Here is a 25,191-nt window from a genome sequence, read left to right as displayed (position 1 = left end):
GTCACACATGCGCATTCCCATGAGGCTTGACCATGCACGATCTACAAGAACTGATTGATAACAACGCGCGCTGGGCCGATGCGATCAAGCAGGAAGATCCGGACTTCTTCGCCAAGCTGGCGCGTCAGCAGACTCCGGAATTCCTCTGGATCGGCTGTTCGGATGCGCGGGTGCCGGCCAACGAGATCGTCGGCATGCTGCCGGGCGACCTGTTCGTGCACCGCAACGTGGCGAACGTGGTGCTGCACACCGACCTCAACTGCCTGTCGGTGATCCAGTACGCGGTGGACGTACTCAAGGTCAAGCACATCCTGGTGACCGGGCACTACGGTTGCGGCGGCGTGCGGGCCTCGATGCAGGACCGTCAGCTGGGCCTGATCGACGGCTGGCTTCGGGCGATTCGCGACGTGTACTACGAGCATCGTGTGGAATTGTCCAAGCTGGCGACCGAGGAAGAGCAGGTCGACCGCCTGTGCGAGCTGAACGTGATCCAGCAGGTGGCGAACGTGGGGCACACCAGCATCGTGCAGAACGCCTGGCATCGCGGGCAGAGCCTGTCGATCCATGGGTGCATCTACGGGATCAAGGACGGCCTGTGGAAAAGCCTGAACACTACCATCAGCGGGTTCGAGCAGCTGCCGCCGCAGTACCGGTTGCGTCCGCAGGACTGACCGCCCATTGGCTGTTGCAGGAGCCAGCCTGGCTGGCGAAGGCCGCGCTACCTGTCCGTGGTGCGGCCTTCGCCGGCAAAGCCGGCTCCTACAGGTTGCGTAACGCCCGCGTCATTACCCCCGTATTGCACTTGGCATGGGCCTGCTCCGGCGTCATCTGGCGTACCGTGCGGAAAAACAGCCCGCAGGTCTGCTTCTTCTCCTTCACCTGCCATTTTTGCGTGCATGCCCCCAGCGTGGCACTTGCATCCGCCTTCGGGTTGCGCCCCATTCCCGCCTGCCAGCACGCCGCGCTCAAGTCCTGCCCCATCATCCGCAAACCCGCCGCATCGGCCTTGTCCGGGTCGTTGTCGTTGTTCTTCGGGTCGGCGGCGTACCAGATCGCGCTCGGGTGATTTGCGCCCAGCACCGGCACGTTGCGCCCAGGCACCGGGCTGATGCTCACCAGCCCCAGTACCTTCACCTCTGGCCCGTACTGCTGCTGCACCCAACTGCGCACCGGCGCACCGAACGCCACCATCGGCAGGCTGGCGCCGTCAGCGGCCGCGGTCATGTCCCTGACCATGCGCACCTGGTAGTCGGTGAAATACCCGTACACCCCTTCAAGGTCCTTGCCGGCACTGGCTGGCGCGGCAATCGGCGCGATGTCCACGATGGTCTGGTAGGCCGGGGTGTGTTGCGCCGGCACGCCGTTGAAGGTCAGCAGCTGGGCCCAGCGGTCGGTGGTGTTGGAGCGCAGGTAGTCCTGGGCCTGGGTCAGCGAGTAGTCCGGCGGAAAGTGCAGCAGCTCGATGCTGCGCCGGTTCTCCAGGGCCATGCCCAACGGCAGGAACAACGCCCAGTTGTACGCCCACTTGCCCTCGCGATTGAGCCGGTCGGCACCTGCATAGGCCAGTTCGCCGCTGTCGAGCAGGGCCTTGAGCGGGGCCGCGTAGGTGGTCGGTACGCCGCTGATGTCGGCATGCAGCTGGTCGTGCTCGCGACGCACCGTCACCGTGGCGGTCGGGTAGCCATCGCGCTGCACGCTCTGGGTCAGGTAGTGCTCCACGGTGCGCTCCAGCGACCAGTCGCGAAAGCAGATCACCCCGCAGTTGTTGGGGTAGGCGAATAGGCGGGTCACGCGCTGCGCATCGCCCAGCGGTACGCGGGCGTCGGCCAGCACGGCGCTGCTGGCGGCAAGGGCGATCAGGCCCAGGGCAAAAGGTGTACGCATGTTCAACTCCTTGTCGATGAACTCCCGATGTGCGGAAGGCTTGCCATACTGGGGTAGTTCTCAGGACGAGGGGAAGGGGGCAGGACCATGAAGGGGTATCCGGGCATTGCACTGTTCGCCGGGCTGTTGAGCGTGTTGCCGGCCCACGCCGACGAGCGCGACCTGTGGTCGTTCGCGCAGTGGACGGGCAGCCACGATACGCGCGCGTTTCGCGAAATGCTGGTGCAGGCGCGGCTGTATGGGGTAGTGCCGTTGTACCAGCTGCTGCGCTCGGCCAGCGACTGGCGCCTGTGCAACGCCGAACCGTTCGCCGTGGCGCCGCCCGACCAATGGCCGGCGGTACGCTCGACCCTGCAGTTGCTCAAGACCCTGGGCGAGCAGCAGCGCCTGAAAACCTACGAAGTGGTCTCGGCCTATCGCAACCCCACCCTCAACCGCTGCGCCGGTGGTGCCCGCGACAGTGCGCATACCCGCGCCTTCGCGATCGACCTGCTGCTGCCGGCGTGGGCCGATCCGCGACCATTGTGCGAGTTCTGGCAGACCCAGGGCCAGGTCTGGAACATGGGGCTTGGCCGCTACCCGTCGGGGCGCATCCATATCGACACCGCCGGCTACCGCACCTGGGGCGGCGACCTGAGTGCCGACTCGTCGTTTTGCCCGCGCCTGGCGCCCAGCTCCTGAACAGCTCGGCGATGGCGGGGCGAGGAACTCCTGGGCCCCGCAAGGTACGGAAGTAGTTCACCCCCTGCACATCAACCCGCCCCGAGGAACCGCCCAATGCTCGAATCGACCTGGACTGCGCTCAAGCATCATCAGCGTGTGCGCGAGATTGTCGTGGTGCTGGCCAACTTCGGCGCCCAGGACGTGCTGTTCCGCCTGGGGCTGGGCAGGCTGCTGGGGGAGGCCGAAACGGTGGCCGGCCTGCCCGCCGACGAAGGCACCCCGCAACGCGTGCGGCGGGCGCTGGAGGCGCTGGGCCCGACCTTCGTCAAGCTCGGGCAGATCCTCTCCAGCCGCAGCGACATTTTGCCGGCGGCATGGATCGACGAGTTGCAGGCCCTGCACAGCAGCGCCGCTACCTTGCCCTGGGCGCAGCTGCAGGCCCAGGTGCTCGAAGACCTGGGCGCCGAACTGGACCAGGTATTCGCCGAGTTCGACACCACCCCGCTGGCGGCGGCGTCCATGGCCCAGGTGTATCGGGCACGCCTGCTCGGGGGCGAGGAGGTGGTGGTCAAGGTTCAGCGTCCGGGGCTGCGGCGCAAGATGACCGCCGACCTGCAACTGCTCGAAAGCGTTGCGCAACTGGTCGAGCAAAACACCGCCCTGGCCGACTACCAGCCGCGCAAGATGGTGCGGCAACTGGCCCGGGCCATGCTCGAAGAGTTGGACTTCACCCAGGAAGGCAGCCACTGCGACGCGGTGGCGGCCAATTTCGCCAGCCAGCCGCACATCGTCATTCCGCGCATCTACTGGGCCCACAGCAGCGAGCGGCTGCTGGTGCAGCAGTACCTGCCCAGCCATACCCCGCTGGAGCGCGAGGCGCTGATCGAGCAGGGCCTGGACCCGAGCCTGCTGGCCAGCCGCGGCGCCGCCGCGTTCATCAAGATGCTGCTGGAGGACGGGCTGTTCCATGGCGACCCGCACCCGGGCAACCTCAAGGCCATGGACGACAACCGCGTAGGGTTCATCGACTTCGGCATGGTCGGGCGCCTTGGCGAGCGCCGTCGGCTGGAGGTGATGACGTTCATGCGCGCCCTGACAGAGGGCAACAGCGATGCACTGGTGACGGTGCTGGTGGACTGGAACGACGACGGCGTGCGCAACATGCCCGCCATCGAGCAGGCGGCCGGCGAGTACATGGCGCGTCACGGCGGCAAGGCGCTGAAGATGGGCGCGCTGATCGAGGATTTTCTGGGGCTGATGCGCGAATACCGCCTGCTGCTGCCCCCGGACCTGCTGGTGCTGTTCAAGGCCCTGGTGACCGCCGACGGCGTACTGACCCGGCTGGACCCGCAACTGGACCTGGTGGCCACCGCCAGACCGGCGATCAGGGCTCAGCTCAAGGCGCAACTGAGCTGGAAGATTGCCAAGCGCCTGGGGCTCGATGGCCTGGAACTGGGACGCGGCCTGCTCGGCGAATTGCCGCAGCTGACGCGGCTGCTGGTGAACCGCTTCAAGCATGGTGTGCTGGAGATGCGCGTCGATGTGCCGGGGCTGGAGCGCCTGGAGCGTTCGTTGCGCCTGGCCTCGACGCGGCTGTCGCTGGCGTTGCTGATCAGTGCGCTGGTGATTGCCTTCGGCCCGCAGATCGCCGCTGCCGGTCCGGTGTGGCTGGGCTTGCCCGCCGTCAGCTGGCTGGCGGCGATCGCCACCCTGGGCGGCTTGCTGGCGTTTTTGCGCAGCCTGTTCAAGAGCCCGTGAGCCAGTCGGCAAAGCGCCGCTGCGCCGTGCCGGCAGCGAAGGGCTCGGGGCTCAGCAGGTAGTAGGCCGAACCGTCCTCGGTGAACCCGTAGGGTGCCACCAACTGCCCGCTGTCGAGCTCGTCCTGCACCATCATGCGCGAGGCCAGCGCCACGCCCAGCCCGGCCAGGGCGGCCTGGATGCACAGGTAGAAGTGTTCGTAGCCGGCGCGGCTGCTGCCCCTGGCCGACTGGCCGCTCAGGCGCAGCCAGTGCTTCCAGGCGTCGGGACGGGTGGCGCTGTGCAGCAGGCGGGTACCGGCAAAGCCCTTGCCGGGCAGTGCCAGGTCGGCGCGACACACCGGCCCTACTGCCTCGTTGCAGAGCTTGAGGCTGTGCAGGCTGGCATCCCAGTGGAAGTCGTCGCGGCGCAGCGCCAGGTCGATGCCGCTGCGGGCAAAGTCCACCGGCCCGCCGGCGGCCACCAGGTGCAGCTGGATGTCCGGGTGCGCGGCATGGAACGCCGGCAGCCGCGGGATCAGCCACTTCATCGCGATGGTCGGCTCGCATGACAGCACCAGCACGTTGTCGCGGGCCTGCTGCAGGCGTTGCACGCTGGCGTGCAGCTGCTCGAACACCGACAGGGTGGTGTCGTGCAGGGCGCGCCCGGCCGGCGTGAGGAAAATGGCGCGGTTGCGCCGCTCGAACAACTGCACCCCCAGGGATTCTTCCAGCAGACGCACCTGACGGCTCACCGCACCGTGGGTGACGTTGAGCTGCTGGGCCGCGCGCACGAAGCTTTCGGTCTGGGCGGCGACGTCGAAATAGCGAAAGGCGGCGAGGGCGGGCAGTTTCATATGTGTGAGGAAAACTAGCGGATTTGCGCCACTATAAATCGCTTTTTTGCCGTGCTGAAGCTTTCGATAATGGCGCTGCGCAGAATCATCTGCGTCATTTCATGGAGTATCGACGGTGGGTGAATTGCTGGCGGTGGCCTTGATTACCGTATTGGCGGTGATCAGCCCGGGGGCGGACTTTGCCATGGTGACACGCAGCAGCTATGCGTTTGGCAGGCGCAGCGGATTGCTCGCCGCCCTGGGGATTGCCTGCGGCGTGCAGGTGCATGTGGTGTACACGGTGCTGGGGGTGGCAGTGCTGATCAGCCAGTCGCCGGGGCTGTTCATGGCCATGAAGGTGGTGGGGGCAGGGTACCTGATCTACCTGGGGTATCGGTCGCTGCGCACTCGTGCGCCGGTGGCCCTGGAGGGCGCGGCGGGGGTGACGGGGCGCGGTGCATGGGGGGCGTTCGCATCGGGCTTTCTGACCAATGCGCTGAACCCCAAGACCATGCTGTTCGTGGTCAGCGCCTACAGCCAGGTGGTGCAGCCGGGGGCCTCGCTGGGGCTCAACTTTGCCTATGGGGCGTTCATGTCGCTGGCGCATTGGGTGTGGTTCAGCCTGGTGGCGCTGTTCTTTTCGCGGGAGGCGTTGCGCCAGGCGATGCTGCGCCGCCAGCGCATGGTGGACCGGGTGATCGGGGTGGCGTTGATCGGCCTGGGGGTGGCGGTGGTGTTCGTGAATGTGCGCTGAGCGCCTGGCCGCTGCGCTGGCTTGCCAGCGAAAGGCGCACCACCGATCCCGCCATTGCATCTCCCACCAGCGGCGCCATAAGATATAACCATTCTCATTTAGTGCCGCCGACATGAAAGCCACCCCACCCGCCGACAGTCTCGCTTCGTTGTACAAGGGCTACCACGGCTGGCTGCTGGTGTGGCTGCGCCAACGCCTGGACTGCCCGCACAACGCTGCCGACACGGCCCAGGACACTTTCATGCGCCTGCTCAGCGCCGGCAGCTATGTGGCCCCGCGCGAGCCGCGGGCCTTCCTGGCCACCGTGGCGCGGCGTCTGCTGATCGACCGCGGGCGCCGGCAGAAGCTCGAACAGGCCTACCGCGAAGCGCTCGCCCGGCATGTCGAGTACCTCGACCAGGCACCTTCTCCCGAGCAGATGCTGGCCGCCCTCCAGGCCCTGGAGCACATTGCCCGCGCCCTCGACCTGATGAGCGTGCGTGCCCGCGAAGTGTTCATCCTGCGTCACCTCGAAGGGCTCAGCCATGCCGAGATCGCCGCACGCCTGAACGTCTCGACCAAGACGGTGCAGAACCACCTGGTGCAGGCCCTGCTGCACTGCCACGCTGCCACGGATCCTGCCCTGTGAACCTGCCTGCGGCCACCCTGCGCAAGGCTGCCGAATGGCTGGTGCGCCTGGACGACAGCGCCAGTGCCGGCGACCAGCAGGCCTTCGAGGCATGGCTGGCCAGCGACCCGCAGCACCTGGAGGCCGTGCGCCAGTTGCAGGGCAGCCTCGCGCCACTGCGTGAACTGCCCCGTGCGCCGGCCCGCGCGGCGCTCAAGCGCATTGCGCCGCAACCCCGTGGCAAGCGCGCGCTCAAGGCGCTGGCAATCAGCCTGGGCCTGCTGCTGCCGGCCGGCCTGGTGCTGCAGCACTATCCGCCGGCTTATCTGATGGCCGATATCCGTACCGGCAGCGGCCAGTGGACTACACAGCAATTGCCGGACGGCAGCCGCATCAGCCTGGATGGCCGGTCGGCGGTCGACCTGCAGTTCGACGCCCAATCGCGCACCCTGCGCCTGCTCAGCGGCGAGATCCTGCTGGATGTGGCCAAGGACGCCAGTCGCCCGTTCCGCGTGGTCACCGAACACGGCAGCATCCGTGCCCTGGGCACCCGCTTCATGGTCGAGCGCAGCGAGCACAGCACACGCCTGGCCATGCTCGAGTCGAGCACCGAGGTCAAGAGCGCCGGCAGCAGCCGCACGGTCAGCGCCGGCCAGCAGGTGCGCTTCGACGCCACTGGCATCCAGCCACTCCAGGCGGTCGACGCCGCCGGGCTGGAGCAGGCCTGGGCCAGCCACCAGATGATGGTCAAGGAGCAGCCGCTGGGCGAGGTGCTGGAACGCCTGGCACGCAACCACGGCGGCTACCTGCTGTTCGATACCAAGGCGCTGGCGCACCTGAACGTGACCGCCGTGTTGCCCGCCGACGACAGCGAGCGGGCGTTGCGCCTGCTGGCGCGCAGCTTCCCGATCCGGGTGCAGCACTACACCCCGTGGGTCACGCGAGTCACTCTTGAATAGAAATCCTTATCAAACGCTTCCAGTTCCCGTTACCTGTGCGTCCTTGTATTAGCCAATACATCGGAGAGTCGGGAACATGCCTTCACACAAGCCCCTCAAGCCCAGCCGCGCCCTGGCGCTGGCGGTTCATCTAGCCCTCGGCACGCTGCCGCTGCTGGCCCTGCAGCCGGCGCATGCGCAACAGCAGGTGCAGCGCTATGCCATCCCGGCCGGGGCGCTGGGCGACGTGCTGAGCCGTTATGCCCGCGAGTCGGGGGTGGCCATTTCGTTCAATGCCGGCCAGGTCGCCAACCTGTCCAGCGCCGGGCTGCAGGGCAACTATGCCCTGCAGGACGGCTTCGCCGCGCTGCTGTACGGCCACGGCCTGCAGGCCCAGGCCAGCAGCGACGGCTACGTGCTGGTGGCGCTGCCGGCGGCCAACGGCGCGGTGGAGCTGGGCGCCACCAGTATCAACGGGCAGGTGCTGGGGAGCACCACCGAGGGTACCGGCTCCTACACCACCGGGCCGATGCAGACGGCCACCAAGCTGCCCCTGAGCATCCGCGAAACCCCGCAGTCGGTGAGTGTGATCACCCGCCAGCGCATGGACGACCAGGACATGCAGAGCCTGGAAGATGTGCTCAAGAACACCCCCGGCATGTCCATGACCAAGGACGGCCCGCAGCGCCCGACCTTCTATGCTCGCGGCTTCACCGTCGAGAACCTGATGAACGACGGGCTCTCCAACGACCTGTCGCATTACCTCTCGCGGGACATGAACTCCACGCCCGACATGGCGATCTACGACCACGTCGAGGTGGTGCGCGGCGCCACCGGCCTGATGCAGGGCTCGGGCACGCCGTCGGCGGCGATCAACATGGTGCGCAAGCGCCCCACGGCCGACCCGCGCCTGAGCATCACCGGCAGTGCCGGCAGCTGGGACAACTACCGTACCGAGGTCGACGGCTCCGGCGCGCTCAACGACAGCGGCACCCTGCGCGGCCGGATGGTCACCGCCTACCAGACCCGCAACAGCTTCCAGGACGTGGCCGATACCGAGCGCTCGGTGTTCTATGCCATCGGCGAGGCCGACCTGAGCGACAACAGCACCTTCACCCTGGGGCTGTCGAACCAGAGCGTCAACAACACCTCCACCTGGGGCGGCCTGCCCACTGGCATCGACGGCAGCGACCTGCACCTTTCGCGCTCCACCTACCTGGGCAACGACTGGGAATACTGGGACCAGGACAACACCACCCTGTTCAGCCGCCTGGACTATCGCCTGGACAACGACTGGAAGCTGCTGCTGGCGGCCAGCCGCACCTGGTCGAAGCTCAAGATGCTCGGCAGCATGACCGAGCGCATGGGCGATGAGGGCGAGGTGTTCGGCCAGTACCTGGGGCAGTACCACTACGACGACGAGCAGAGCAGCTATGACGCCTATGCCACCGGGCCGTACCAGTTGCTGGGGCGTACACACGAACTGGTAGTCGGGGCCAGCCGCCGCGAGCTGACCTTCGAGGGCAAGGGCAACTACAGCGACGACCTGATCGGCATGAACATCCATGCCTGGGACCCCGGCAGCCTGCCCAAGCGTCGCCTGGACCTGAACTACTGGCACCAGGACCGCGAAACCTCGCAGACCGGCACCTACGTCACGTCGCGCTTCAACCTGGCCGACGACCTGAAGCTGATCGTGGGCGGGCGCCTGGACTGGTACGACAGCGAATCCCAGACCCGCAACGGCACGCGCCTGGGCAAGCCTGTCAACGTGAGCGTCACGCGCAACCTGACCCGCTACGCCGGGGTGATCTACGACCTGGATGCGCAGCATTCGGTGTACGTGAGCTACACCGACATCTTCAAGCCGCAGTCCGAGCAGGACGCCAGCGGCAGCGAACTCAAGCCGATCGAGGGCAAGAACTACGAGGTGGGGATCAAGGGCGAGTACTTCGACGGCGCATTGAATGCCAGTGCCGCGGTGTTTCGCATCGACCAGGAGAATCGCGCCAAGACCCTGGAGCGCTACCAGTGCTCCGACCTGGTGCCCAGCTGCTCCGAGGCGGCGGGCAAGCTGCGCAGCGAGGGTATCGAGCTGGAAGTGAACGGCACCGTGCTGCCGGGCTGGGAGCTGGGCGCGGGCTACACCTTCGCCCAGGTCAAGTACGTGAAGGACGGCGACCCGGCCAACGAGGGACGGCTGTTCGACACCGACATCCCGCGGCACGTGTTCAAGGCGTTCACCACCTACCAGCTGCCGGGCGAGCTCGAGCGCTGGAAGGTCGGCGGCGGGGTGTACCGGCAGAATGCGATCTACAACAAGGGTGACAACTGGTACGCCACCGACAGCACCTACCGCATCGAGCAGGATGCCTACACCTTGGTCGACCTGATGCTCAGCTACAAGGCCTCCGAGCACCTGGACGTGCGCCTGAACGTGAACAACGTGTTCGACACCAGGTACTACCAGAGCATTGCCACCAACACGGTGTATGGCGGCAACTTCTACGGTGACCCCCGCAATGCGATGCTGACGTTGCGCTGGTCGCTCTGAAAGGATCAGGCCGGCTCCTGCGGGCGTGCAGGGGCCGGCCTTGCCGGCGAAGCGGCCGGCACTTTTCTTCAGGCATGAAAAAAGGGCCTACCTTTCGGTAAGCCCTTTTTAGTACTTGGTGGCTACACAGGGACTTGAACCCCGGACCCCAGCATTATGAATGCTATGCTCTAACCAACTGAGCTATGTAGCCAAGTGGCGCGCATTATTCGCTCGAAACGATGTTGTGTCAACACCCAATTTCAAAAAATTTAACGCCCGATCAACCGCTTAGCCAAAAACCCCTCAGAACCTGTAGGTGAAGTTGGTCATCACGTTGCGTGGTGCGCCGTAGGTGCCGTACAGGCCGGCCATGCTGTAGTACTCGCGGTCGAACAGGTTGTTCAGGTTCACCGAGGCTTCCAGGTGCTCGTTGATGTCGTAGCGCGCCATCAGGTTGGCGATGGCATAGCTGCCCTGGGTGAAGGTGTGCAGGTCGTTGCCCACCTTGCTCTGCCAGTTCACGCCACCGCCCACGGTCACCTTGTCCAGCACCCCCGGCAGGCGATAGCTGGTGAAGGTCTTGAGGCTGTGACGCGGCAGCACGGTGTTGATGCGCTCGTCCTGGTTGTCGGTGGTCAGGGTATAGGCATACCCCGCCGACGCCTGCCAACCCTCGGCCAGTTCGCCGTTGATCTCCATCTCGATGCCTTTGGAGGTGGTGTCCTGCTTGGCCTCGTACACGTTGTCGTGCTGCCAGATCGCCAGGTTGTCCTGTTCGAGCTTGAACACCGCCACGCTGGAGTTCAGCTTGCCGTCGAAGTGGCTGCCCTTGATGCCCATCTCGTAGCCGATGCCCTGCATCGGGTCGATGGGCTTGAATTGCGCGTCCTGCACCCACGACCCCTGCGGGTTGAAGATCTTGGTGTAGCTGGCATACAGCGACCAGGTGTCGTTCAGGTCGTACACCACCCCGGCATAGGGGATGAACACGCCGGTTTCCTTGCGGTCGGTGTTGCTGCTGGCCGCGCCATAGGGGCGGTCCTCGGTCTTGCGCTCCCAGTCGATCAGGCGGCTGCCCAGGATCAGGTTCAGGTCGTCGCTCAGGTGCAGGCGGGTGGTGAGGTAGGCGGCGTACTGGTTTTCTTCCTGTGACGACTTGCCGCTTTCGGTAAACGGCGGCTTGGGCTGCTTGCCGTCCCAGTCGAAGATGTTGTCGATCGACGCACCCGGGGTGGCGTTGTAGTCGTAGCGCCAGCCGCCCCACTCGGGCACGCTCTGGCTGAACTGCGACAGGGTCACGCCGCCAATCAGTTCGTGCTCGCGCTCGAACAGGCTGAACGGGCCGGTCACGTACAGGTCCAGGTTGTCCTGGCGCGGGGTGCCCGAGAAGCGCACCGGCAGCTGGCTCATGCCGCTGCCATCCGGGTTCAGATCGCCCATGACGAAGCCGAACAGCTCATCGAACTTGTTTTCCGAGTGGCTGTACTCGAGCTTGCCGCTCCAGCCGTTGCCCAGTTGCTGCTCCACCGAGGCGAAGTAGCTGGTCTGTTCGTGGTCGTTGTACGACCAGGTGGGTGCGCTGTTGATCGAGCGGCTGAGGTTGCTGCGCTCACCGTTGCTGAACCGGGTGGGCAGGCCGCTGCGCAGCGGCGAGTCGACGTCGGTGCGCAGGTAGCTCAAGCCCAGGGTCAGCAGGGTGTCTTCGCTCAGGTCGAATTCGGTGATGCCGTACAGCAGCTGGGTGTCCTGCTTGTAGCGGTCGACCCAGGCCTTTTCGGTCTTGTAGTCGGCCACCAGGCGGCCGCGCACGTTGCCGCTTTCGGTCAGCGGGCCGGACACGTCGAAGCCGCTGCCGTAGCGGTCCCAGGTGCCGGCCGAGCCGGTGATGCTGGCCTGGCCCTCGTAGGTGGGGCGCTTGCGGATCAGGTTGATGGTCGCCGACGGGCTGCCCATGCCGCTGATCAGGCCGCTGGCGCCGCGCACGATCTCCACCCGGTCGTACATCGCCATGCTCTGGGTGTAGTTGTCCATGCGCGTGGTGGTAGGCACGCCGTCCACTTCGTAGTTCTGGATCACGAAGCCGCGCGAATAGTAGCTGTCGCTCTCGGCGCCCAGGCCGTCACGGGTGACGATGATGCCCGGGGTGGCTTCCAGGGTATCGGTCAGGGTGCTCAGGCGCTGGTCGTCCAGGCGCTGGCGGGTCATCACGGTCAGCGCCTGCGGGGTTTCCCTGGGCGTGAGGTTCAGGCGCGTCGAACTGCTGGAGGAGTAGGTGGTGTACAGCCCGGTGCCTTCGGTGGTCGAGCCTGGCGCCTTGCCCGAAATGCTCACGGCATCCAGTTGCAGGCCGCTGCCCAGATCCACCGGCAGCTCGATCAGGAAGCTGTTGGGGTTGGGCTGGCTCAGCCGTGCGCTGCTGCCGGTGAGGGTGCGCAGCGCCTGTTCGGCGGTGTACTGGCCCTGCACCTCGGGGGACACGATGCCCGCTACCTGGTTGGCGTCATAGATCACCTGGTAGCCGCTTTGCGCGCTGAACAGCTCGATGGCATCGACCAGCGACTGCGTCGAGATATGGAAATCGATGCGTTGCGTCTGGGCCTGAGTGGCCTCGGCGGCCTGCACGGCGGCGCCTGGCAGCAGCGCCAGCAGGCTGGCGGCCAGGATCGCGCTGGCCAAGGGTCGACGGGTGAATGCGACGTCACGTGGGTACTGCATGGTTCCTCCCCCAAGAAGGTGCAAATGGTAATGCTTCTTATGTTGGGGGTGTGACGCAGCAGAAACGGGAATTACCGCGCCGCCGGCAAAATATTTTCAGCGCACGATCAGCCAGTGCCCCAACACGGCATCGGCACGCAGTTTCTGGCTGCTGAGCAGGGCATCGAGGGCGCTGTCGGCCTGGTCCAGGTTGAAGCTGCCGCTGACCCGTCGCTGGCCGGCGGCCTCGTTGAGCAGCACCAGGCGGGTGCCCTTGTAGGTGGCCAGCTGTTCGAGCACCTGCTGCAACGGCACATCGCGCACCCGCAGCTGACCGTCGCGCCAGGCCAGCAGGCGTTCGGCATCCACCGTCTGCGGCGCATCGAGCCGTTCGCCGTGCAGGGTCAGGCGCTGGCCGGGGCTCAGGCGCTGGCGCTGGCTGGCGGTGCTGACCTCGACGCTGCCGCTGAGCAGCACCACGTCATCGTGCTCGCCACGGCTGACCGAAAAGCGCGTGCCCAGCACCTGCACCCGGGCCTGGTCGACCTCCACCACGAAGGGCCTGCCGTCGTGCACCACGTCGGCGAACACCCGGCCCTGGCGCAGGCGCACGGTGCGGGTGTCGCCGTCGAGGTCGATGTCCACCGCGCTGGCGCTGTCCAGGCGCAGGCGCGAACCGTCGGCCAGTTGCACCTCGCGGCGCTCGCCGGCGGCGGTGGCGTAGTCGCTGCCCAGGGTGTGCAGCGAGGGCACCAGCAACCCGCTCAGGCCGGCGCCCAGCAGCAGGCTGGCGGCGGCCGCATACAGCGGCCAACGGCTTTTCTTGGCGCGGTGCCGGTCGGCCTTGCGCACCCGGTGGGCGGGCAGCTCCAGGGTCTGCCAGAGCTGTTCGACGGCGGCCAGCGCGGCGGCGTTCTGTGCGTCGTGCACCCAGGCGTCGAAGGCGTCGCGTTCGGTGGGCGTGAGGTCATCGGCACGGCGCCGGGTAAACCAGTGCAAGGCCTGCTGTTCGCGTTCAGCGCTGGGGGAGTGATCGGGCGTCATTCGGCTTCGTTCGGCTGGCGCGCGTGCAGGGCGGCGGCCGCGCAGTGGCTCAGGGCTTTGTTCAGGTGGCGCTCCACGGCGCGGGGCTCCAGGCCCAGGCGTGCGGCGATGTCCTTGTAGCTCATTTGCTCGACCCGGGCCAGCAGAAACACCTCGCGGGTGGGCGAGGGCAGGCCGTCGATCAGGCGCTCCAGCTGGTCGAGGGTATTGCCGGCCACGGCGCTGCGCTCGGGGCTGGTGTCGGTGAGCAACTGGTCGAGGGCCTGCTCGTCGCTGACCCCGCGCACCTGGTTGCGGCGCGCGTGGTCGATGCTCAGGTTGCTGGCGATGCGGTAGAGGAAGGCGCGCAGGTTGCCGACCTCGCTGCGCTCGCTGTGCATCAGGCGCACGAAGGCGTCCTGCAAGAGGTCGCGCGCGGTCTCCCGGCAGCGCACCCGACGGGTGAGAAAGGCCAGCAGCTCGTTGCGGTGGCGCTGGTAGAGCAGCGTCAGGCTTCGGTCTTCCTGATTGTCGGGCATGGTCTTACCGGGGGTGGATGTTGCCTGAGCGGGCGCCTTCGCCGGCAAGGCCGGCTCCTACAGAGCGGTGTGGTGCCCGTAGGAGCCGGCCTTGCCGGCGAAAGGTCGCGCCGCAGACTAGCGTTACTGAGAATTATTAACAAGTAGCCCATTCACTGAAAAGAATAGTGCGCTTGCTAACGAATTCTGGATAATTGGATCCCGATCACCCGATGGACGTTTTCCCATGGCCTTGAGCACTGCCCCGTCAAGTACGCCCGCCAGCACCGCCGCGCCCAGCCAGAGCAGCCCGCTGGTGATGCGCATCATCGCTGCCTGTGCGCTGGCGCACCTGATCAACGACCTCATCCAGGCGGTGCTGCCGTCGATCTACCCGCTGCTCAAGGCCAACTACGGGCTGAGCTTCACCCAGGTGGGGCTGATTACCCTGACCTTCCAGATCACCGCCTCGCTGCTGCAACCGGCCGTCGGTTTCTATACCGACCGCAAGCCGATGCCCAACCTGCTGCCCCTGGGCACCCTGTGCACCCTGGTGGGCATCGTGATGCTGGCGTATGTCGGCAGCTTCCCGATGATTCTGCTGGCTGCGGCACTGGTGGGCATCGGCTCCTCGACCTTCCACCCGGAAACCTCGCGCATCGCGCGCCTGGCCTCGGGCGGGCGCTTCGGCCTGGCGCAGTCGACCTTCCAGGTCGGCGGCAATGCCGGCTCGGCGTTCGGGCCGCTGCTGGCCGCCGCCATCATCATCCCGTTCGGCCAGGGCAACGTGGTGTGGTTCGGCCTGTTCGCGCTGTTTGCAGTGATCGTTACCTACGGCCTGAGCCGCTGGTACCGCGGCCACCTGGCGCTGTTCAAGGCCAAGGCCGGCCAGGCCGCCACCCACGGCCTGAGCCGCAACCGGGTGATCGGCGCGCTGGTGGTGCTGGGCCTGCTGGTGTTCTCCAAGTACTTCTACATGGCCAGCCTGACCAGCTACTTCACCTTCTACCTGATCGAGAAGTTCGACCTGTCGGTGGCCAGTTCGCAGCTGTACCTGTTCCTGTTCCTGGGGGCGGTGGCTGCCGGGACCTTCTTCGGCGGGCCGATCGGCGATCGCATCGGGCGCAAGGCGGTGATCTGGTTCTCGATTCTGGGCGTGGCGCCGTTCACCCTGGCGCTGCCGTATGCCGACCTGTTCTGGACCAGCGTGCTCAGCGTGATCATCGGCTTCATCCTGGCTTCGGCGTTCTCGGCCATCGTGGTGTACGCGCAGGAGCTGGTGCCGGGCAACGTGGGCATGATCGCGGGGATCTTCTTCGGCCTGATGTTCGGCTTTGGCGGTATCGGCGCGGCGCTGCTGGGCTACCTGGCAGACATTCACGGCATCGAGTACGTGTACACGTTGTGTTCGTACCTGCCGCTGTTCGGGCTGCTGGCGATTCTGCTGCCGTCCACGCGCAAGCGCTGACAGCGCGCCGGCCAGGCGTCGATGCGATTGACGCCTGGCCGGGGTTTCACCTAGAGTGCCGGCCTTCCTTTTCCTGTAGTCGACCCATGAAACGTTTCTCCCGTCCTTGCGCAGCAAAGCCGCCGGTAGTCCAGGCCCTGCTGTGCGACTGGCCGTGCGATACGGTGCTCAAGCGTCGGCGCAGCGTCCTGTTCGCCTTCACCTTTTCTCCTCCGCGCGCCTGAACTGACCGTCGCTTTCAGAACACAGTCATGTTGATGCCTGCGCGCATGTGCGCGTCGGCGGGTTTCGGAGTTGTAGATGAACACGCGTTTGCTGGCGGGCCTTCTGTTCGCCGTTTCGATCGTAGGGTTGAGCCTGGGCGCCACCCTGCCACTGGTTTCCCTGCGCCTGCTCGATGCCGGGGCCAGCACCCTGCACATCGGCATCCTGTCGGCCGCGCCCGCTGCCGGCATGATGCTCTCGGCGTTCCTGGTGGACGCCTGCTGCCGCCACCTCACCCGGCGCACCATCTACCTGCTCAGCTTCGGCCTGTGTGCCCTGAGCGTGGGGCTGATCGAGTGGGCGTTCGACTCCACCTGGCTGCTCGGCCTGCTGCGCCTGGGCATGGGCGTGGGCATGGGGATCGCGATCATCCTGGGCGAATCCTGGGTCAACGAACTGAGCGAAGAGCACAACCGCGGCAAGGTCATGGCGCTGTACGCCACCGCCTTCACCGGTTGCCAGATGCTCGGCCCGACCATGCTTGCGCTGTTCGGCACCCATAGCCCTTGGGTGATCATCGTGGTCAGCGGCTGCTATGCCCTGGCCCTGGCGAGCATCGTGTGGACAGTGCCCAACGACTATGTGGAGCACGGTGACGACGGCGAGAAGAGCTTTACGCTGGGCGGCTTCTTTCGTGTGGCGCCGGCCCTGTGCATGGGCGTGCTGTTCTTCTCGTTCTTCGATGCGGTGATTCTCTCGCTGCTGCCGGTGTACGCCACCAACCACGCCTATGCAGTGGGCGTGGCAGCGCTGATGGTCACGGTGATCCTGACCGGCGACATGCTGTTCCAGTTGCCGCTGGGCTGGCTGGCCGACCGCTGCGAGCGCACCACGGTACACCTGGTGTGCGGCGTGGTGGCGATGCTGATCGGCCTGGCGCTGCCGTGGCTTATCCAGGTGCAGTGGCTGCTGTGGCCGGCGCTGGTGCTGCTGGGGGCGGTGGCGGGCGGGGTGTATACCCTGGCGCTAGTGCTGATCGGCCAGCAGTTCAAGGGCCAGGACCTGGTCACGGCCAATGCCAGCGTCGGCCTGTTGTGGGGTGTGGGCAGCCTGGTGGGGCCGCTGGTCAGTGGCGCGGCCATGGACGTCGCCCCCCATGGCCTGCCGATGGCACTGGCGGCGATGGCCGCGCTGTTCGTGTGCTTTGCCCGCAGCTCGCGGCGCAAGGCCTATGCGGCCCGCACCGCGCAGTAGCGGCCGGCCTCAGAAGCTTGCGCGCAGGGTCAGCGAGACGTTGCGCGGGTCGCCGTAGTAGTACCCCGTGGCCGTGGCGCCCACCTTCTTGTAGTAGTGCTTGTCGAACAGGTTGTTGGCGTTGAGCTGCAGCGAATAGTGCTGGTTGAAGCGGTAGCCCAGCAGCGCGCTGTACACCGCATAGCCGCTTTGCGAGGCCACGGCACTGCCGTTGCGCGAGTAGATGTCGCTTTGCGCACTGACCCCGCCACCCACGGTCCAGGCGTCGTATGCCCCCGGCAGGCGGTAGCTGGTGAACAGCTTCAACTGGCGCTTGGGGTCGGTGGGGCGCAGCACGTTGCCGGTGTTGCTGAGGGTGTCCTTGAGGTACTCGGTGGTGGTGTAGGTGTAGCCGCCCGAGACCTGCCAGCCGGGCAGCACTTCGCCGGTCACTTCCAGTTCGAACCCTTCGCTGCGGTTCTTGCCGGCGGCCACCTTGCAGTGGCCGCTGGTGTAGTTGGGCAGGCACGGGTCGGGGCTGCCCAGGTCATCCAGGGCGTTGCCCACCTGGTAGATGCGGAACACCGCCAGCGAGGTGTTGAGCCTGCCATCGTAGAACTCGCCCTTTATGCCCAGCTCGTAGGCTTCGCCAGTGACCGGGTCGAGCACCGCGTTGGACGCATCGGTGGCGCTTTGCGGGTTGAAGATCTCGGTGTAGCTGCCGTACAGGCTCAGGTTGTTGTTCAGGTCGTAGATCAGCGCCGCATACGGCACGATCTCGCGGTCGACGCTGTACTTGCCTGAGGTCTTGAGGTTGTTTTCCTGCTCGTAGTCGTACCAGTTGATGCGCGCGCCGATCACCGCGGTCAACGGGTCGGCCAGCGAGATGCGCCAGGTGGCGTGCGCCGCCTGCTGGGTGGTGCGGGTCATCACCGGCTTTGCGCTGATGTTGATCGACGGCTCGGGCAGGCTGGTCTTGGGGTCCCATTCGCGAATGTCGAACACCCCGGAGGCCGTGAAGTTGGTGGCCGAGGCAGTGGAGTCGTTGCGGATGCGCTCCACGCCCACCATCAGTTCGTGCTCGCGGCCCAGCAGCTGGAAGGGGCCGTTGAGGGTGGCGCTGAGGTTGGTCTGCTCGCTTTCGCCGCCGTCGCCCTCGGTCACCTGGTAGTTCATCAGGTAGGGGTTGGTGGTGCTGGCGCGGGTGAAGTAGGTCTGCTTGAAGCCGTGGTCGTCGAGGCGAAACTGCGTGCGGGTGCCCGATACCTTGAGCGTCCAGTCGTTGTCGAACACATGCTCGAGTTCGGCGAAGGTCTGCAGGTTGCTGCGGTTCCATCGGTTCCAGTCGGCGCCCAGGTAGGTGCTGCGCGAGAGCTTCAGCGGCGAGCCATCGAAGTTGGCTGGCAGGCCGCCCCACGAGCCGGTGGCCTCCAGCTCGGTGTATTCGATGCCACCGGTGAGTGTGGTGCGTTCGCCCAGGTCGGCGGCCAGCACGCCGTAGAACACGTTCTTGCGCTCCATGCGGCTGTCCTGGAACGAGTCCTTGTCATCGTGCACGGCGATCATGCGGCCGCGGATCGCGCCGTTGTCGGTCAGCGCGCCTGACAGGTCGGCCACGTAGCGCTGAGCATCCCAGGAGCCGGCGGTGACGCTGGCCGAGGCCTGGAAGTCCCGGGTAGGGCGCTTGCGCACCAGGTTGACGGTGCCCGAGGGGTTGCCCGCGCCGCGCAGCATGCCGGTGGCGCCGCGCAGGATCTCGGCGCGGTCGATGATCGCCGAGTCACTCTGGATGAACGAGCCGCCGCCACTGCCTTGCACCACGGTGGCGCCGTCATACTGGATGGCGTCGATCTGGTAGCCGCGCGAGTAGTAGGTGACGCGCTCGCTGTCGACGTAGTCGACCACCACACCCGGGGTCTGCTCCATCAGGGTGGTGAGGTTGGTGATGTTCTGGTCGTCCAGGCGCTGGCGGGTCAGCACCGACACCGATTGCGGCGTGTGGCGCAGGGTCTGGGGCATCTTGCCGATGGTCACCGCACCGGTGGTGTACGAGCCGCTGTGCTCGGTGGTTTCGCCCAGGCGGTCGCTGGAGATGCTGGTGGCGCCCAGCTCCAGGGCGTCGCCGATGTCCACCGCCGGCAGCAGCAGGAAGCTGTTGGCCGACTTCTGCTGCACCTGCACGCCGCTGCCCTGCAACAGCAGCGCCAGGGCCTGGGCGTTGTCGTGGCTGCCGGACACGCCGGCGGTGGTCTTGCCCTGCAGGCTGGCGGCGTCATACGACAGGTTCAGCCCACCCTGGCGGGCCATCTGCTCAAGTGCTGCGTCCAGGGGCCCTGCGGGAATGTTCCAGCGTTGCACCTGCTGGGTGGCCGCAGGTGCGGCAGCGCCCAGCAACGGCGCAGCGGCGGCGCTCAGGGCCAGGCCGAGCAAGGCGCCACGCACGGCGCGCTGAAGGGGATCGGGGCGGGCAACACTTGGGTGGATCATTCGGGGCTCCTGAGAAGAGACAGACGTTTCGCCTTTATCCCTACAGGCCGAAGCTGAATGAGAAACCACCTCATTTATTTTTCAAACAGATTCAAGCCGGGCTGACACTGACCCAGTAGCGGGTGCGGTAGTCGATGCGAATCGGCAGTGCTTCGGCCACCAGCGCCAGGATCTGGTCGGTGTCGGCCAGCTGATAGGTGCCGAACACCTTCAACCCGGCCACCGCCTCGGCGCAGCGCAGCACGCCGGGGCGGTAGCGCGACAGCTCGGCGATGAACTCGCCCAGGGGCATCCGCTGCACGCTGAGCACGCCTTCGCGCCAGCCCCACGGGTCGGCGTGAGTCACGGCCGGGCCGACCTGGCCGCTGGCGCTGAACAGCAGTTGCTCGCCGGGGCGGGCGATGCGCGGCGCGGTGCCGTTGCCGGGGTACAGCGTCACACTGCCCTGGCGCACCGCCAGCAGGGTGCCGTCGGTACGTTCGCGTACCAGCAATTGCGAGCCTTGCGTTTGCAGTACACCGTCACGGGTGGTCACGCGCAGTGGGCGTGGGTCGTTGCCGGTATCGATGGACACCTCGCCCTGGATCAGGCTCAGCGCGCGCAGGTCGGCCGCGAAGCGCAGGTCGATGGCGCTGGCGGTGTTGAGCTGGATCACGCTGCCGTCGTTGTTGTGGAAGGTGCGCCGCTCACCGGTGGCGGTGTGCTTGTCGGCCAGCAGGGTGGGCAGCCCGAGCGGCTCGCGACCGACCCAGCCCAGGGTGCCGGCGGCGCCGAGCAGGCCCAGCAGCTTGAGGCTGTCGCGCCGGCTGATGCTGCGTCGCTGCGTGCCCTCCAGGGTGCGCCGACTGAGCTCGCGGGGCAGGCTGCTGAACTCCTCGCTCATGGCCTGGACCTGGGCCCAGGCCAGGGCGTTGTGCGGGTGCTGGTCGAGCCAGCGACCAAAGGCCTGTTCGGCCTGTACGGTGGGCGTGTTGTAGCGCAGTTGCACCAGCCATTCGATGGCCTGGTCGACGTGGGCCTGGCCCGGTGCTGGCTCAGCCCCGGGCATGGCGCAACCGATAGCAGACGCCCATGGCCTTGGCCAGGTCGCGCTCCACCGTGGCGCGGGACACACCCAGCTGTTCGGCGATTTTCGGGCAGCTCATGTCGTCCAGTTGCGCGTGCAGAAACACCTGGCGCACCCGTGGCTTGAGCTGCATCAGCAGGCGGTCGAGGCGTTGCAGGGTATCGAGGATCATCCAGCGCTGTTCTTCGCTGGGCGCGTGCGCGGCGGGCAGGTGGGCCAGGCTTTCGAGGTAGGCCTGTTCCAGGGCGCGGCGACGAAACTGGTCGATCATCAGGCCGCGGGCGATGCTGCTCAGGTAGGCACGCGGCTGCTTGAGCGGGTGCGCGTGGCGAGCCTTGAGCAGGCGCACGAAGGTGTCCTGGGCCAGGTCGGCGGCGTGGGCGTGACAGCCAACGCGGCGCTGCAGCCAGGTGTTGAGCCAGGAGTGGTGGGTACGGTAGAGCAGGTCGACCTCGGACGGAGGGAGCGTGTCGCTGGTGGGCATCGTCGGTCGGGGCCTGCGCGCAAGAAGTGATTGTGAATCGTTCGCATTCTATGCGGGGAGCAGGGCGCGATGCAATTGGTGGGCGTGCGGGCCTCTTCGCCAGCCGTTCTTCAGCCAGCCACCCGCAATCCCGAGCTCGCCCGCACCTGCAACTGCGGCGCCAGAATGATCGACTCCACCGCTTCACCCTTGATGCGCTTGAGCAGCAACTCCACCGCATGCCGACCCATCTCGGCCAGTGGCAGGCGCACGCTGGTCAGCGGCACGATCAGTTCGTTGGCCAATGGTGTGTCGTTGAAACCCACCACGGCGATGTCCTTGCCCGGCTCCAGGCCCTTGTCCCGCGCGGCGCCCATCAGGCCGATGGCCAGAAAGTCGTTCACCGCGAAAAACGCCTGGGGGCGCGGGTTCAACCCCAGCAGGTACTCGCCCTGCTTGTGCCCGGTGAGGCTGTCGAACGGGCCATTGAGCGTCCATTCCGGGCGCAGGGTAATGCCCTGTTCGCGGTAGTACCGGGTAAAGCCGCGGGTGCGGTCGGCACCGGTGGAGGCGTGCCGCTCGCCCGCCAGGATCGCCACGTCGCGACAGCCCAGGCGGTACAGGTGCTCGGCCGCCAGCCAGCCGCCCAACTCGTCGTCGCTGCCCGCCGTGAGGTGCCCGGCAATCTGCCGGCTGACCAGCACGTAGGGGATGTGCTTGCGCCCCAGCAGCTCCAGCAATGGCTGCTGCTCGCCCACGTGCGAGTCGCCCACGATCAACCCCGCCACCGAGCGGCGCAGGGCATGCTCGGCCCGCGCCAGCTGGCGGGGTTGCTGATCGTCGGTATTGGACACGAAGGTCAGGTAGCCAGCCTGTTCGGCGGCGGCGTCGATGCTGTCGTAGATGGTCGCCATCACCAGGTCGGTAAGGCGCGGCATGAGCACGCAGATCTCCTGGCTTTTGCGCAACTTCAGGTTGGATGCCTGCGTGTTCGGCCGATAATCCAGCTCTTTTGCCAACGCGCGAATACGCGCCACCACCTCGGCCGATGCCGCGCGCTCGACCCCGGCAGGGTCGCCATTGAGCACCCGCGACACGGTGGAAACGTGCACCCCGAGGGCGGTTGCCATGGACTTCAAGGTGGCAGGGCGTGATGGAGTGGGCATGTTCGAGGGGCTTCCAACCGTGGCTGATTTCGGGGCGCGATTCTAACCCAATCGACGGCTTGTCTCGGCAAACAACCTTTACCCAAACGATTGACTAAATGTTTTTGTGTGAATACATTCGCTCAACCCAAACGTTTGGGCAACACAATAAAAATACGCCGGACGCGGCCGCATTTTTGACTTCTGCCATCACTTGAAGAGTCAGATCCCTATGAACAACCCACCCGTTCCGCGCTTTCGCTACCAGATTTTCTTCCTGATCATGCTGATGGCGCTGCTCAACTACATCGATCGTGGTGCCATTTCGTATGCCTCGGCCAGCATTCTCCCCGAGTACGGTTTCGACAAGGCCGACTGGGGCAACGTGCTGGGCTATTTCGGCTACGGCTACATCGTCGGTGCGTTGATCGGCGGCATCCTGGCCGACCGTTTCGGCGCCAAGCGCGTATGGCTGATCGCCGGCGGCACCTGGTCGATCTTCGAGATCGCCACCGCCTTTGCTGGCGACATGGGCCTGGCCTTCATGGGCGGTTCGGCCATGGCCGGCTTTGCCACCATCCGCGTGCTGTTCGGCTTTGCCGAAGGCCCGGCGTACTCGGTGATCAACAAGAGCGTGGCCAACTGGGCCACGCCCAAGGAGCGCGGCTTCGTGGTCTCGGTGGGCCTGCTCAGTACACCGCTGGGCGCCTTGCTCACCGCCCCGGTGGCGGTCGGCCTGCAGACCCTGACCGGCGACTGGCGCAGCATGTTCGTGGTACTGGGCGTGGTCAGCCTGGCGCTGCTGATCTTCTTCATGACCCGCTTCACCAACACCCCGGATGAAAACCCGCGGGTGTCCGAGGCCGAGCGCGAGTTCCTGCGCCAGGAGCGCGCCGCTGCCGCCAACGCCAGCACCCCGACCACCAGCGTTGCGCCGATCTGGCACTTCTTCAAGAACAAGGACCTGCTGCTCAATGCGGTGGGCTACTTCTCGTTCGTGTACGTCACCTTCCTGCTGCTGACCTGGACCCCCAAGTACCTGCAGGACGAGTTCCACTACAACCTGTCGTCGCTGTGGTACATGGGCATGATCCCGTGGACCGGCGCCTGCTTCACCGTGCTGCTGGGCGGCAAGATCTCCGACCTGCTGCTGCGTCGCACCGGCAACCTGAAGGTGGCGCGCAGCTGGCTGGCCGCAACCTGCCTGCTGCTGACCACGCTGTGCTTCATGCTGGTGTCGCAGGCCCAGACCGTATGGGGCGTGATCGCCCTGATGACCCTGGCCAACGCCCTCAACGCGCTGCCCAACTCGGTCTACTGGGCCGTGGTGATCGACACCGCGCCATCCAACCGCGTCGGTGCCTACAGCGGCATGACCCACTTCATCGCCAACACCGCCTCGTTCATCGCGCCGATGCTCACCGGCTACCTGACCGTGCGCTATGGCTACTCGTCGATGTTCGTGGCCGCCGCCGTGGCCACGGCCCTGGGCATGAGCGCGATGCTGATGGTGCGCCCCGGCAGCCGGCAGGTTGTCCCTTCCCCTACACCTGCAACGGTTTGATGGAGTTGCCTGTATGAACCTGGCCAAGCCAACCCACACTGGATACTTTTTTGGCCTGTCGGTCGGCGACCTGGCGCGGCGCCTGCGCGCCGGCAGCCTGACGAGTGTCGAGCTGACCCAGGCCGCGCTCGACAGCATCGAGCGCCTGAACCCGGCACTGAATGCCTTTGTCGCCGTGGATGCCGAAGTGTCGCTGGCGCAGGCGCGCAAGGCCGACGAACTGTTTGCCCAGGGCCTGGACCTGGGCCCGCTGCACGGCATACCGGTAGCGATCAAGGACAACATCGACACCTTCGACCACGTGACCACCTATGGTTCGGCGCACTTCGAAGGCTTTCGCCCCACGCAGGACGCCCTGTGCGTGCAGCGCCTGCGCGAGGGCGGCGCGGTAATCGTGGGCAAGACCCTGACCCACGAGTTTGCCTATGGCCCCACCGGCGACCGCTCGCTGCAGGGCGCGGCGCGCAACCCGTGGGATGCGCGCTGCATCACCGGCGGTTCGAGCGCCGGCAGTGCAGCGGCGGTGGCCAGCGGCATGGTGCCGCTGGCGCTGGGTACCGACACCGGCGGCTCGATCCGCATCCCGGCGGCGTTGTGCGGCGCGGTCGGCTTCAAGCCGTCGTTCGCTGCCGTGCCGCTGGACGGGGTGTTCCCGCTGTCGTCGAGCCTCGACCACGTGGGCCCGATTGCCAACCATGTGGACGATGCCCGGGTAGTGTTCGAAGTGATCGCCGCGCGTACCTGCGCGCCGGCCACGCTGCGTCGCCCGCTGCGTGTAGGCTGGATCGAGCCGGGCACTTTCGGGCCATTGGACGCCGACGTTCAGGGGCAGGTGTACCAGGCTGCGCAGCAGCTGTTTGGCGATGCACTGGAGCAGACCGGCGAGCTGGAGCCGTTGGTGGCGCAGCTCAAGGACACCTTGCTCACCCTGCAGCGCGCCGAGGCCTACGACGTGCATGCCGAGCGCATGCAGACGGCGCCGCAGCTGTTCGAGCAGGAGGTGCGCGAACGCCTTGAGCTGTCACGCGAGGTCAGGGGCTGGCAGTACATTCGCGCCCAGGCCGGCCAGGCTCGGCTCAAGGCGGCGATGGCGCGGCTGTTCGAGCGTTATGACTTCCTGGTCTCGGCCAGCGTGCCGATCACCGCGACGCCGGTGGATGCGCGCGAGGTACAGGTGGGTGAGCAATGTATCGACGTGCGTGCTGCAGTGCTCAGTTACACCAGTGCCTGGAACCTCACCGGCCTGCCGGCCATCAGCCTGCCGGCAGGGCAGGTGCGGGGCATGCCGGTGGGGCTGCAGGTGATCGGTGCGGCGGGTGCCGACGATCAGCTGCTGCAGTTGCTGGCGCAGCGCTACGTTCGCACTTGATGC

Annotated in this window: 21 protein-coding genes and 1 tRNA gene; 12 read left to right on the top strand and 10 right to left on the bottom strand. The window is 66.4% G+C overall.

Annotated features, from left to right (window positions below; all coding sequences use genetic code 11):
* The first annotated feature begins 32 nt into the window (after positions 1 to 32).
* On the top strand, positions 33 to 671 hold the full coding sequence (can, locus tag V9K84_RS18160; protein WP_043859818.1) for a carbonate dehydratase: 639 nt from the start codon (positions 33 to 35) through the stop codon (positions 669 to 671).
* An 88-nt stretch (positions 672 to 759) separates the two neighbouring features.
* Here can and V9K84_RS18155 read toward each other — a convergent pair whose 3' ends face one another.
* Positions 760 to 1,884, bottom strand: coding sequence for a hypothetical protein (locus V9K84_RS18155; RefSeq protein ID WP_043859819.1), 1,125 nt, complete (start codon positions 1,882 to 1,884; stop codon positions 760 to 762).
* An 87-nt stretch (positions 1,885 to 1,971) separates the two neighbouring features.
* On the opposite strand from V9K84_RS18155, the gene V9K84_RS18150 reads away from it, so the two are divergent.
* Positions 1,972 to 2,565, top strand: a complete 594-nt coding sequence (locus V9K84_RS18150; RefSeq protein WP_088515257.1) for a D-Ala-D-Ala carboxypeptidase family metallohydrolase — start codon at positions 1,972 to 1,974, stop codon at positions 2,563 to 2,565.
* A gap of 96 nt (positions 2,566 to 2,661) precedes the next feature.
* Positions 2,662 to 4,305, top strand: coding sequence for an AarF/UbiB family protein (locus tag V9K84_RS18145; protein ID WP_088515258.1), 1,644 nt, complete (start codon positions 2,662 to 2,664; stop codon positions 4,303 to 4,305).
* Here the strand turns inward: V9K84_RS18145 and V9K84_RS18140 are convergent.
* Positions 4,292 to 5,140, bottom strand: coding sequence for a LysR substrate-binding domain-containing protein (locus V9K84_RS18140; RefSeq protein ID WP_088515259.1), 849 nt, complete (start codon positions 5,138 to 5,140; stop codon positions 4,292 to 4,294). The genes V9K84_RS18145 and V9K84_RS18140 overlap by 14 nt on opposite strands.
* Positions 5,141 to 5,255: 115 nt before the next feature.
* Here V9K84_RS18140 and V9K84_RS18135 point away from each other — a divergent pair, with 115 nt between their 5' ends.
* From V9K84_RS18135 to V9K84_RS18120, 4 genes are all read left to right on the top strand, one after another.
* Entirely contained in the window at positions 5,256 to 5,873 is a 618-nt protein-coding gene (locus V9K84_RS18135) for a LysE family translocator (protein WP_078481780.1), read from the top strand.
* A gap of 112 nt (positions 5,874 to 5,985) precedes the next feature.
* The gene (locus tag V9K84_RS18130; protein WP_043864306.1) at positions 5,986 to 6,501 is read left to right on the top strand and encodes a sigma-70 family RNA polymerase sigma factor; all 516 of its coding nucleotides are present in this window, start codon (positions 5,986 to 5,988) and stop codon (positions 6,499 to 6,501) included.
* Positions 6,498 to 7,439, top strand: coding sequence for a FecR family protein (locus V9K84_RS18125; RefSeq protein WP_256582860.1), 942 nt, complete (start codon positions 6,498 to 6,500; stop codon positions 7,437 to 7,439). The genes V9K84_RS18130 and V9K84_RS18125 overlap by 4 nt, the downstream gene beginning before the upstream one ends.
* Before the next feature lie 76 nt (positions 7,440 to 7,515).
* Complete coding sequence (locus V9K84_RS18120) at positions 7,516 to 9,972, top strand: TonB-dependent receptor (protein ID WP_058540622.1); 2,457 nt, start codon at positions 7,516 to 7,518, stop codon at positions 9,970 to 9,972.
* A gap of 116 nt (positions 9,973 to 10,088) precedes the next feature.
* On the opposite strand, the gene V9K84_RS18115 is transcribed toward V9K84_RS18120, so the two are convergent.
* From V9K84_RS18115 to V9K84_RS18100, 4 genes are all read right to left on the bottom strand, one after another.
* A tRNA-Met gene (locus V9K84_RS18115) sits at positions 10,089 to 10,165 on the bottom strand.
* Between the two features lie 92 nt (positions 10,166 to 10,257).
* Complete coding sequence (locus V9K84_RS18110; RefSeq protein ID WP_058540623.1) at positions 10,258 to 12,669, bottom strand: TonB-dependent receptor; 2,412 nt, start codon at positions 12,667 to 12,669, stop codon at positions 10,258 to 10,260.
* Positions 12,670 to 12,765: 96 nt separating this feature from the next.
* The gene (locus V9K84_RS18105; RefSeq protein ID WP_058540624.1) at positions 12,766 to 13,692 is read right to left on the bottom strand and encodes a FecR domain-containing protein; all 927 of its coding nucleotides are present in this window, start codon (positions 13,690 to 13,692) and stop codon (positions 12,766 to 12,768) included.
* Complete coding sequence (locus V9K84_RS18100; protein WP_088515260.1) at positions 13,689 to 14,210, bottom strand: sigma-70 family RNA polymerase sigma factor; 522 nt, start codon at positions 14,208 to 14,210, stop codon at positions 13,689 to 13,691. The genes V9K84_RS18105 and V9K84_RS18100 overlap by 4 nt, the downstream gene beginning before the upstream one ends.
* A gap of 226 nt (positions 14,211 to 14,436) precedes the next feature.
* Between V9K84_RS18100 and V9K84_RS18095 the strand changes: the two genes are divergently transcribed.
* The 3 genes from V9K84_RS18095 (at position 14,437) to V9K84_RS18085 (ending at position 17,115) form a co-directional block, all read left to right on the top strand.
* On the top strand, positions 14,437 to 15,657 hold the full coding sequence (locus V9K84_RS18095) for an MFS transporter (protein ID WP_088515261.1): 1,221 nt from the start codon (positions 14,437 to 14,439) through the stop codon (positions 15,655 to 15,657).
* Between the two features lie 86 nt (positions 15,658 to 15,743).
* Positions 15,744 to 15,881, top strand: coding sequence for a hypothetical protein (locus tag V9K84_RS18090; RefSeq protein WP_168186857.1), 138 nt, complete (start codon positions 15,744 to 15,746; stop codon positions 15,879 to 15,881).
* 76 nt (positions 15,882 to 15,957) lie between these two features.
* Positions 15,958 to 17,115 (top strand): MFS transporter, encoded by a 1,158-nt coding sequence (locus tag V9K84_RS18085; protein ID WP_043864312.1) that lies wholly within the window; start codon positions 15,958 to 15,960, stop codon positions 17,113 to 17,115.
* Between the two features lie 9 nt (positions 17,116 to 17,124).
* Here the strand turns inward: V9K84_RS18085 and V9K84_RS18080 are convergent, their stop codons facing one another.
* The 4 genes from V9K84_RS18080 to V9K84_RS18065 all read right to left on the bottom strand — a co-directional run bounded on the left by V9K84_RS18080 (position 17,125) and on the right by V9K84_RS18065 (position 22,240).
* Positions 17,125 to 19,581: a TonB-dependent receptor gene (locus V9K84_RS18080; protein ID WP_088515262.1), complete on the bottom strand. Its 2,457-nt coding sequence runs from the start codon at positions 19,579 to 19,581 to the stop codon at positions 17,125 to 17,127.
* 91 nt (positions 19,582 to 19,672) lie between these two features.
* The gene (locus V9K84_RS18075) at positions 19,673 to 20,629 is read right to left on the bottom strand and encodes a FecR domain-containing protein (protein ID WP_043864314.1); all 957 of its coding nucleotides are present in this window, start codon (positions 20,627 to 20,629) and stop codon (positions 19,673 to 19,675) included.
* On the bottom strand, positions 20,616 to 21,131 hold the full coding sequence (locus V9K84_RS18070) for a sigma-70 family RNA polymerase sigma factor (protein WP_043864315.1): 516 nt from the start codon (positions 21,129 to 21,131) through the stop codon (positions 20,616 to 20,618). Before V9K84_RS18070 ends, V9K84_RS18075 begins: the two co-directional genes overlap by 14 nt.
* 110 nt (positions 21,132 to 21,241) lie before the next feature.
* Positions 21,242 to 22,240 carry a LacI family DNA-binding transcriptional regulator gene (locus V9K84_RS18065; RefSeq protein ID WP_229589130.1) on the bottom strand — a complete coding sequence of 333 codons (999 nt, stop codon included), beginning with the start codon at positions 22,238 to 22,240 and terminating at the stop codon, positions 21,242 to 21,244.
* A 247-nt stretch (positions 22,241 to 22,487) separates the two neighbouring features.
* Between V9K84_RS18065 and V9K84_RS18060 the strand changes: the two genes are divergently transcribed.
* On the top strand, positions 22,488 to 23,819 hold the full coding sequence (locus tag V9K84_RS18060; protein ID WP_043864317.1) for an MFS transporter: 1,332 nt from the start codon (positions 22,488 to 22,490) through the stop codon (positions 23,817 to 23,819).
* 13 nt (positions 23,820 to 23,832) lie between these two features.
* Positions 23,833 to 25,188, top strand: coding sequence for an amidase (locus tag V9K84_RS18055; RefSeq protein WP_058540628.1), 1,356 nt, complete (start codon positions 23,833 to 23,835; stop codon positions 25,186 to 25,188).
* Positions 25,189 to 25,191 lie beyond the last annotated feature (3 nt).

Source organism: Pseudomonas sp. AE27 (assembly GCF_037113495.1).
Lineage (GTDB): Bacteria > Pseudomonadota > Gammaproteobacteria > Pseudomonadales > Pseudomonadaceae > Aquipseudomonas > Aquipseudomonas palmensis.
Note: the sequence above shows the minus strand (reverse complement) of the source record. Positions and strands in the feature narration are given on the sequence as shown.

Excerpts from the sequence above, each read along its gene's own strand:
- V9K84_RS18130 (WP_043864306.1), top strand. The coding sequence starts at position 5,986 with ATGAAAGCCACCCCACCCGCCGACAGTCTCGCTTCGTTGTACAAGGGC.
- V9K84_RS18055 (WP_058540628.1), top strand. The coding sequence starts at position 23,833 with ATGAACCTGGCCAAGCCAACCCACACTGGATACTTTTTTGGCCTGTCG.
- V9K84_RS18085 (WP_043864312.1), top strand. The coding sequence starts at position 15,958 with ATGAACACGCGTTTGCTGGCGGGCCTTCTGTTCGCCGTTTCGATCGTA.
- V9K84_RS18145 (WP_088515258.1), top strand. The coding sequence starts at position 2,662 with ATGCTCGAATCGACCTGGACTGCGCTCAAGCATCATCAGCGTGTGCGC.
- V9K84_RS18070 (WP_043864315.1), bottom strand. The coding sequence starts at position 21,131 with ATGCCCACCAGCGACACGCTCCCTCCGTCCGAGGTCGACCTGCTCTAC.
- V9K84_RS18075 (WP_043864314.1), bottom strand. The coding sequence starts at position 20,629 with ATGCCCGGGGCTGAGCCAGCACCGGGCCAGGCCCACGTCGACCAGGCC.
- V9K84_RS18105 (WP_058540624.1), bottom strand. The coding sequence starts at position 13,692 with ATGACGCCCGATCACTCCCCCAGCGCTGAACGCGAACAGCAGGCCTTG.
- V9K84_RS18100 (WP_088515260.1), bottom strand. The coding sequence starts at position 14,210 with ATGCCCGACAATCAGGAAGACCGAAGCCTGACGCTGCTCTACCAGCGC.
- V9K84_RS18060 (WP_043864317.1), top strand. The coding sequence starts at position 22,488 with ATGAACAACCCACCCGTTCCGCGCTTTCGCTACCAGATTTTCTTCCTG.
- V9K84_RS18155 (WP_043859819.1), bottom strand. The coding sequence starts at position 1,884 with ATGCGTACACCTTTTGCCCTGGGCCTGATCGCCCTTGCCGCCAGCAGC.
- V9K84_RS18150 (WP_088515257.1), top strand. The coding sequence starts at position 1,972 with ATGAAGGGGTATCCGGGCATTGCACTGTTCGCCGGGCTGTTGAGCGTG.
- can (WP_043859818.1), top strand. The coding sequence starts at position 33 with ATGCACGATCTACAAGAACTGATTGATAACAACGCGCGCTGGGCCGAT.
- V9K84_RS18065 (WP_229589130.1), bottom strand. The coding sequence starts at position 22,240 with ATGGCAACCGCCCTCGGGGTGCACGTTTCCACCGTGTCGCGGGTGCTC.
- V9K84_RS18140 (WP_088515259.1), bottom strand. The coding sequence starts at position 5,140 with ATGAAACTGCCCGCCCTCGCCGCCTTTCGCTATTTCGACGTCGCCGCC.
- V9K84_RS18080 (WP_088515262.1), bottom strand. The coding sequence starts at position 19,581 with ATGATCCACCCAAGTGTTGCCCGCCCCGATCCCCTTCAGCGCGCCGTG.
- V9K84_RS18095 (WP_088515261.1), top strand. The coding sequence starts at position 14,437 with ATGGCCTTGAGCACTGCCCCGTCAAGTACGCCCGCCAGCACCGCCGCG.
- V9K84_RS18090 (WP_168186857.1), top strand. The coding sequence starts at position 15,744 with ATGAAACGTTTCTCCCGTCCTTGCGCAGCAAAGCCGCCGGTAGTCCAG.
- V9K84_RS18120 (WP_058540622.1), top strand. The coding sequence starts at position 7,516 with ATGCCTTCACACAAGCCCCTCAAGCCCAGCCGCGCCCTGGCGCTGGCG.
- V9K84_RS18110 (WP_058540623.1), bottom strand. The coding sequence starts at position 12,669 with ATGCAGTACCCACGTGACGTCGCATTCACCCGTCGACCCTTGGCCAGC.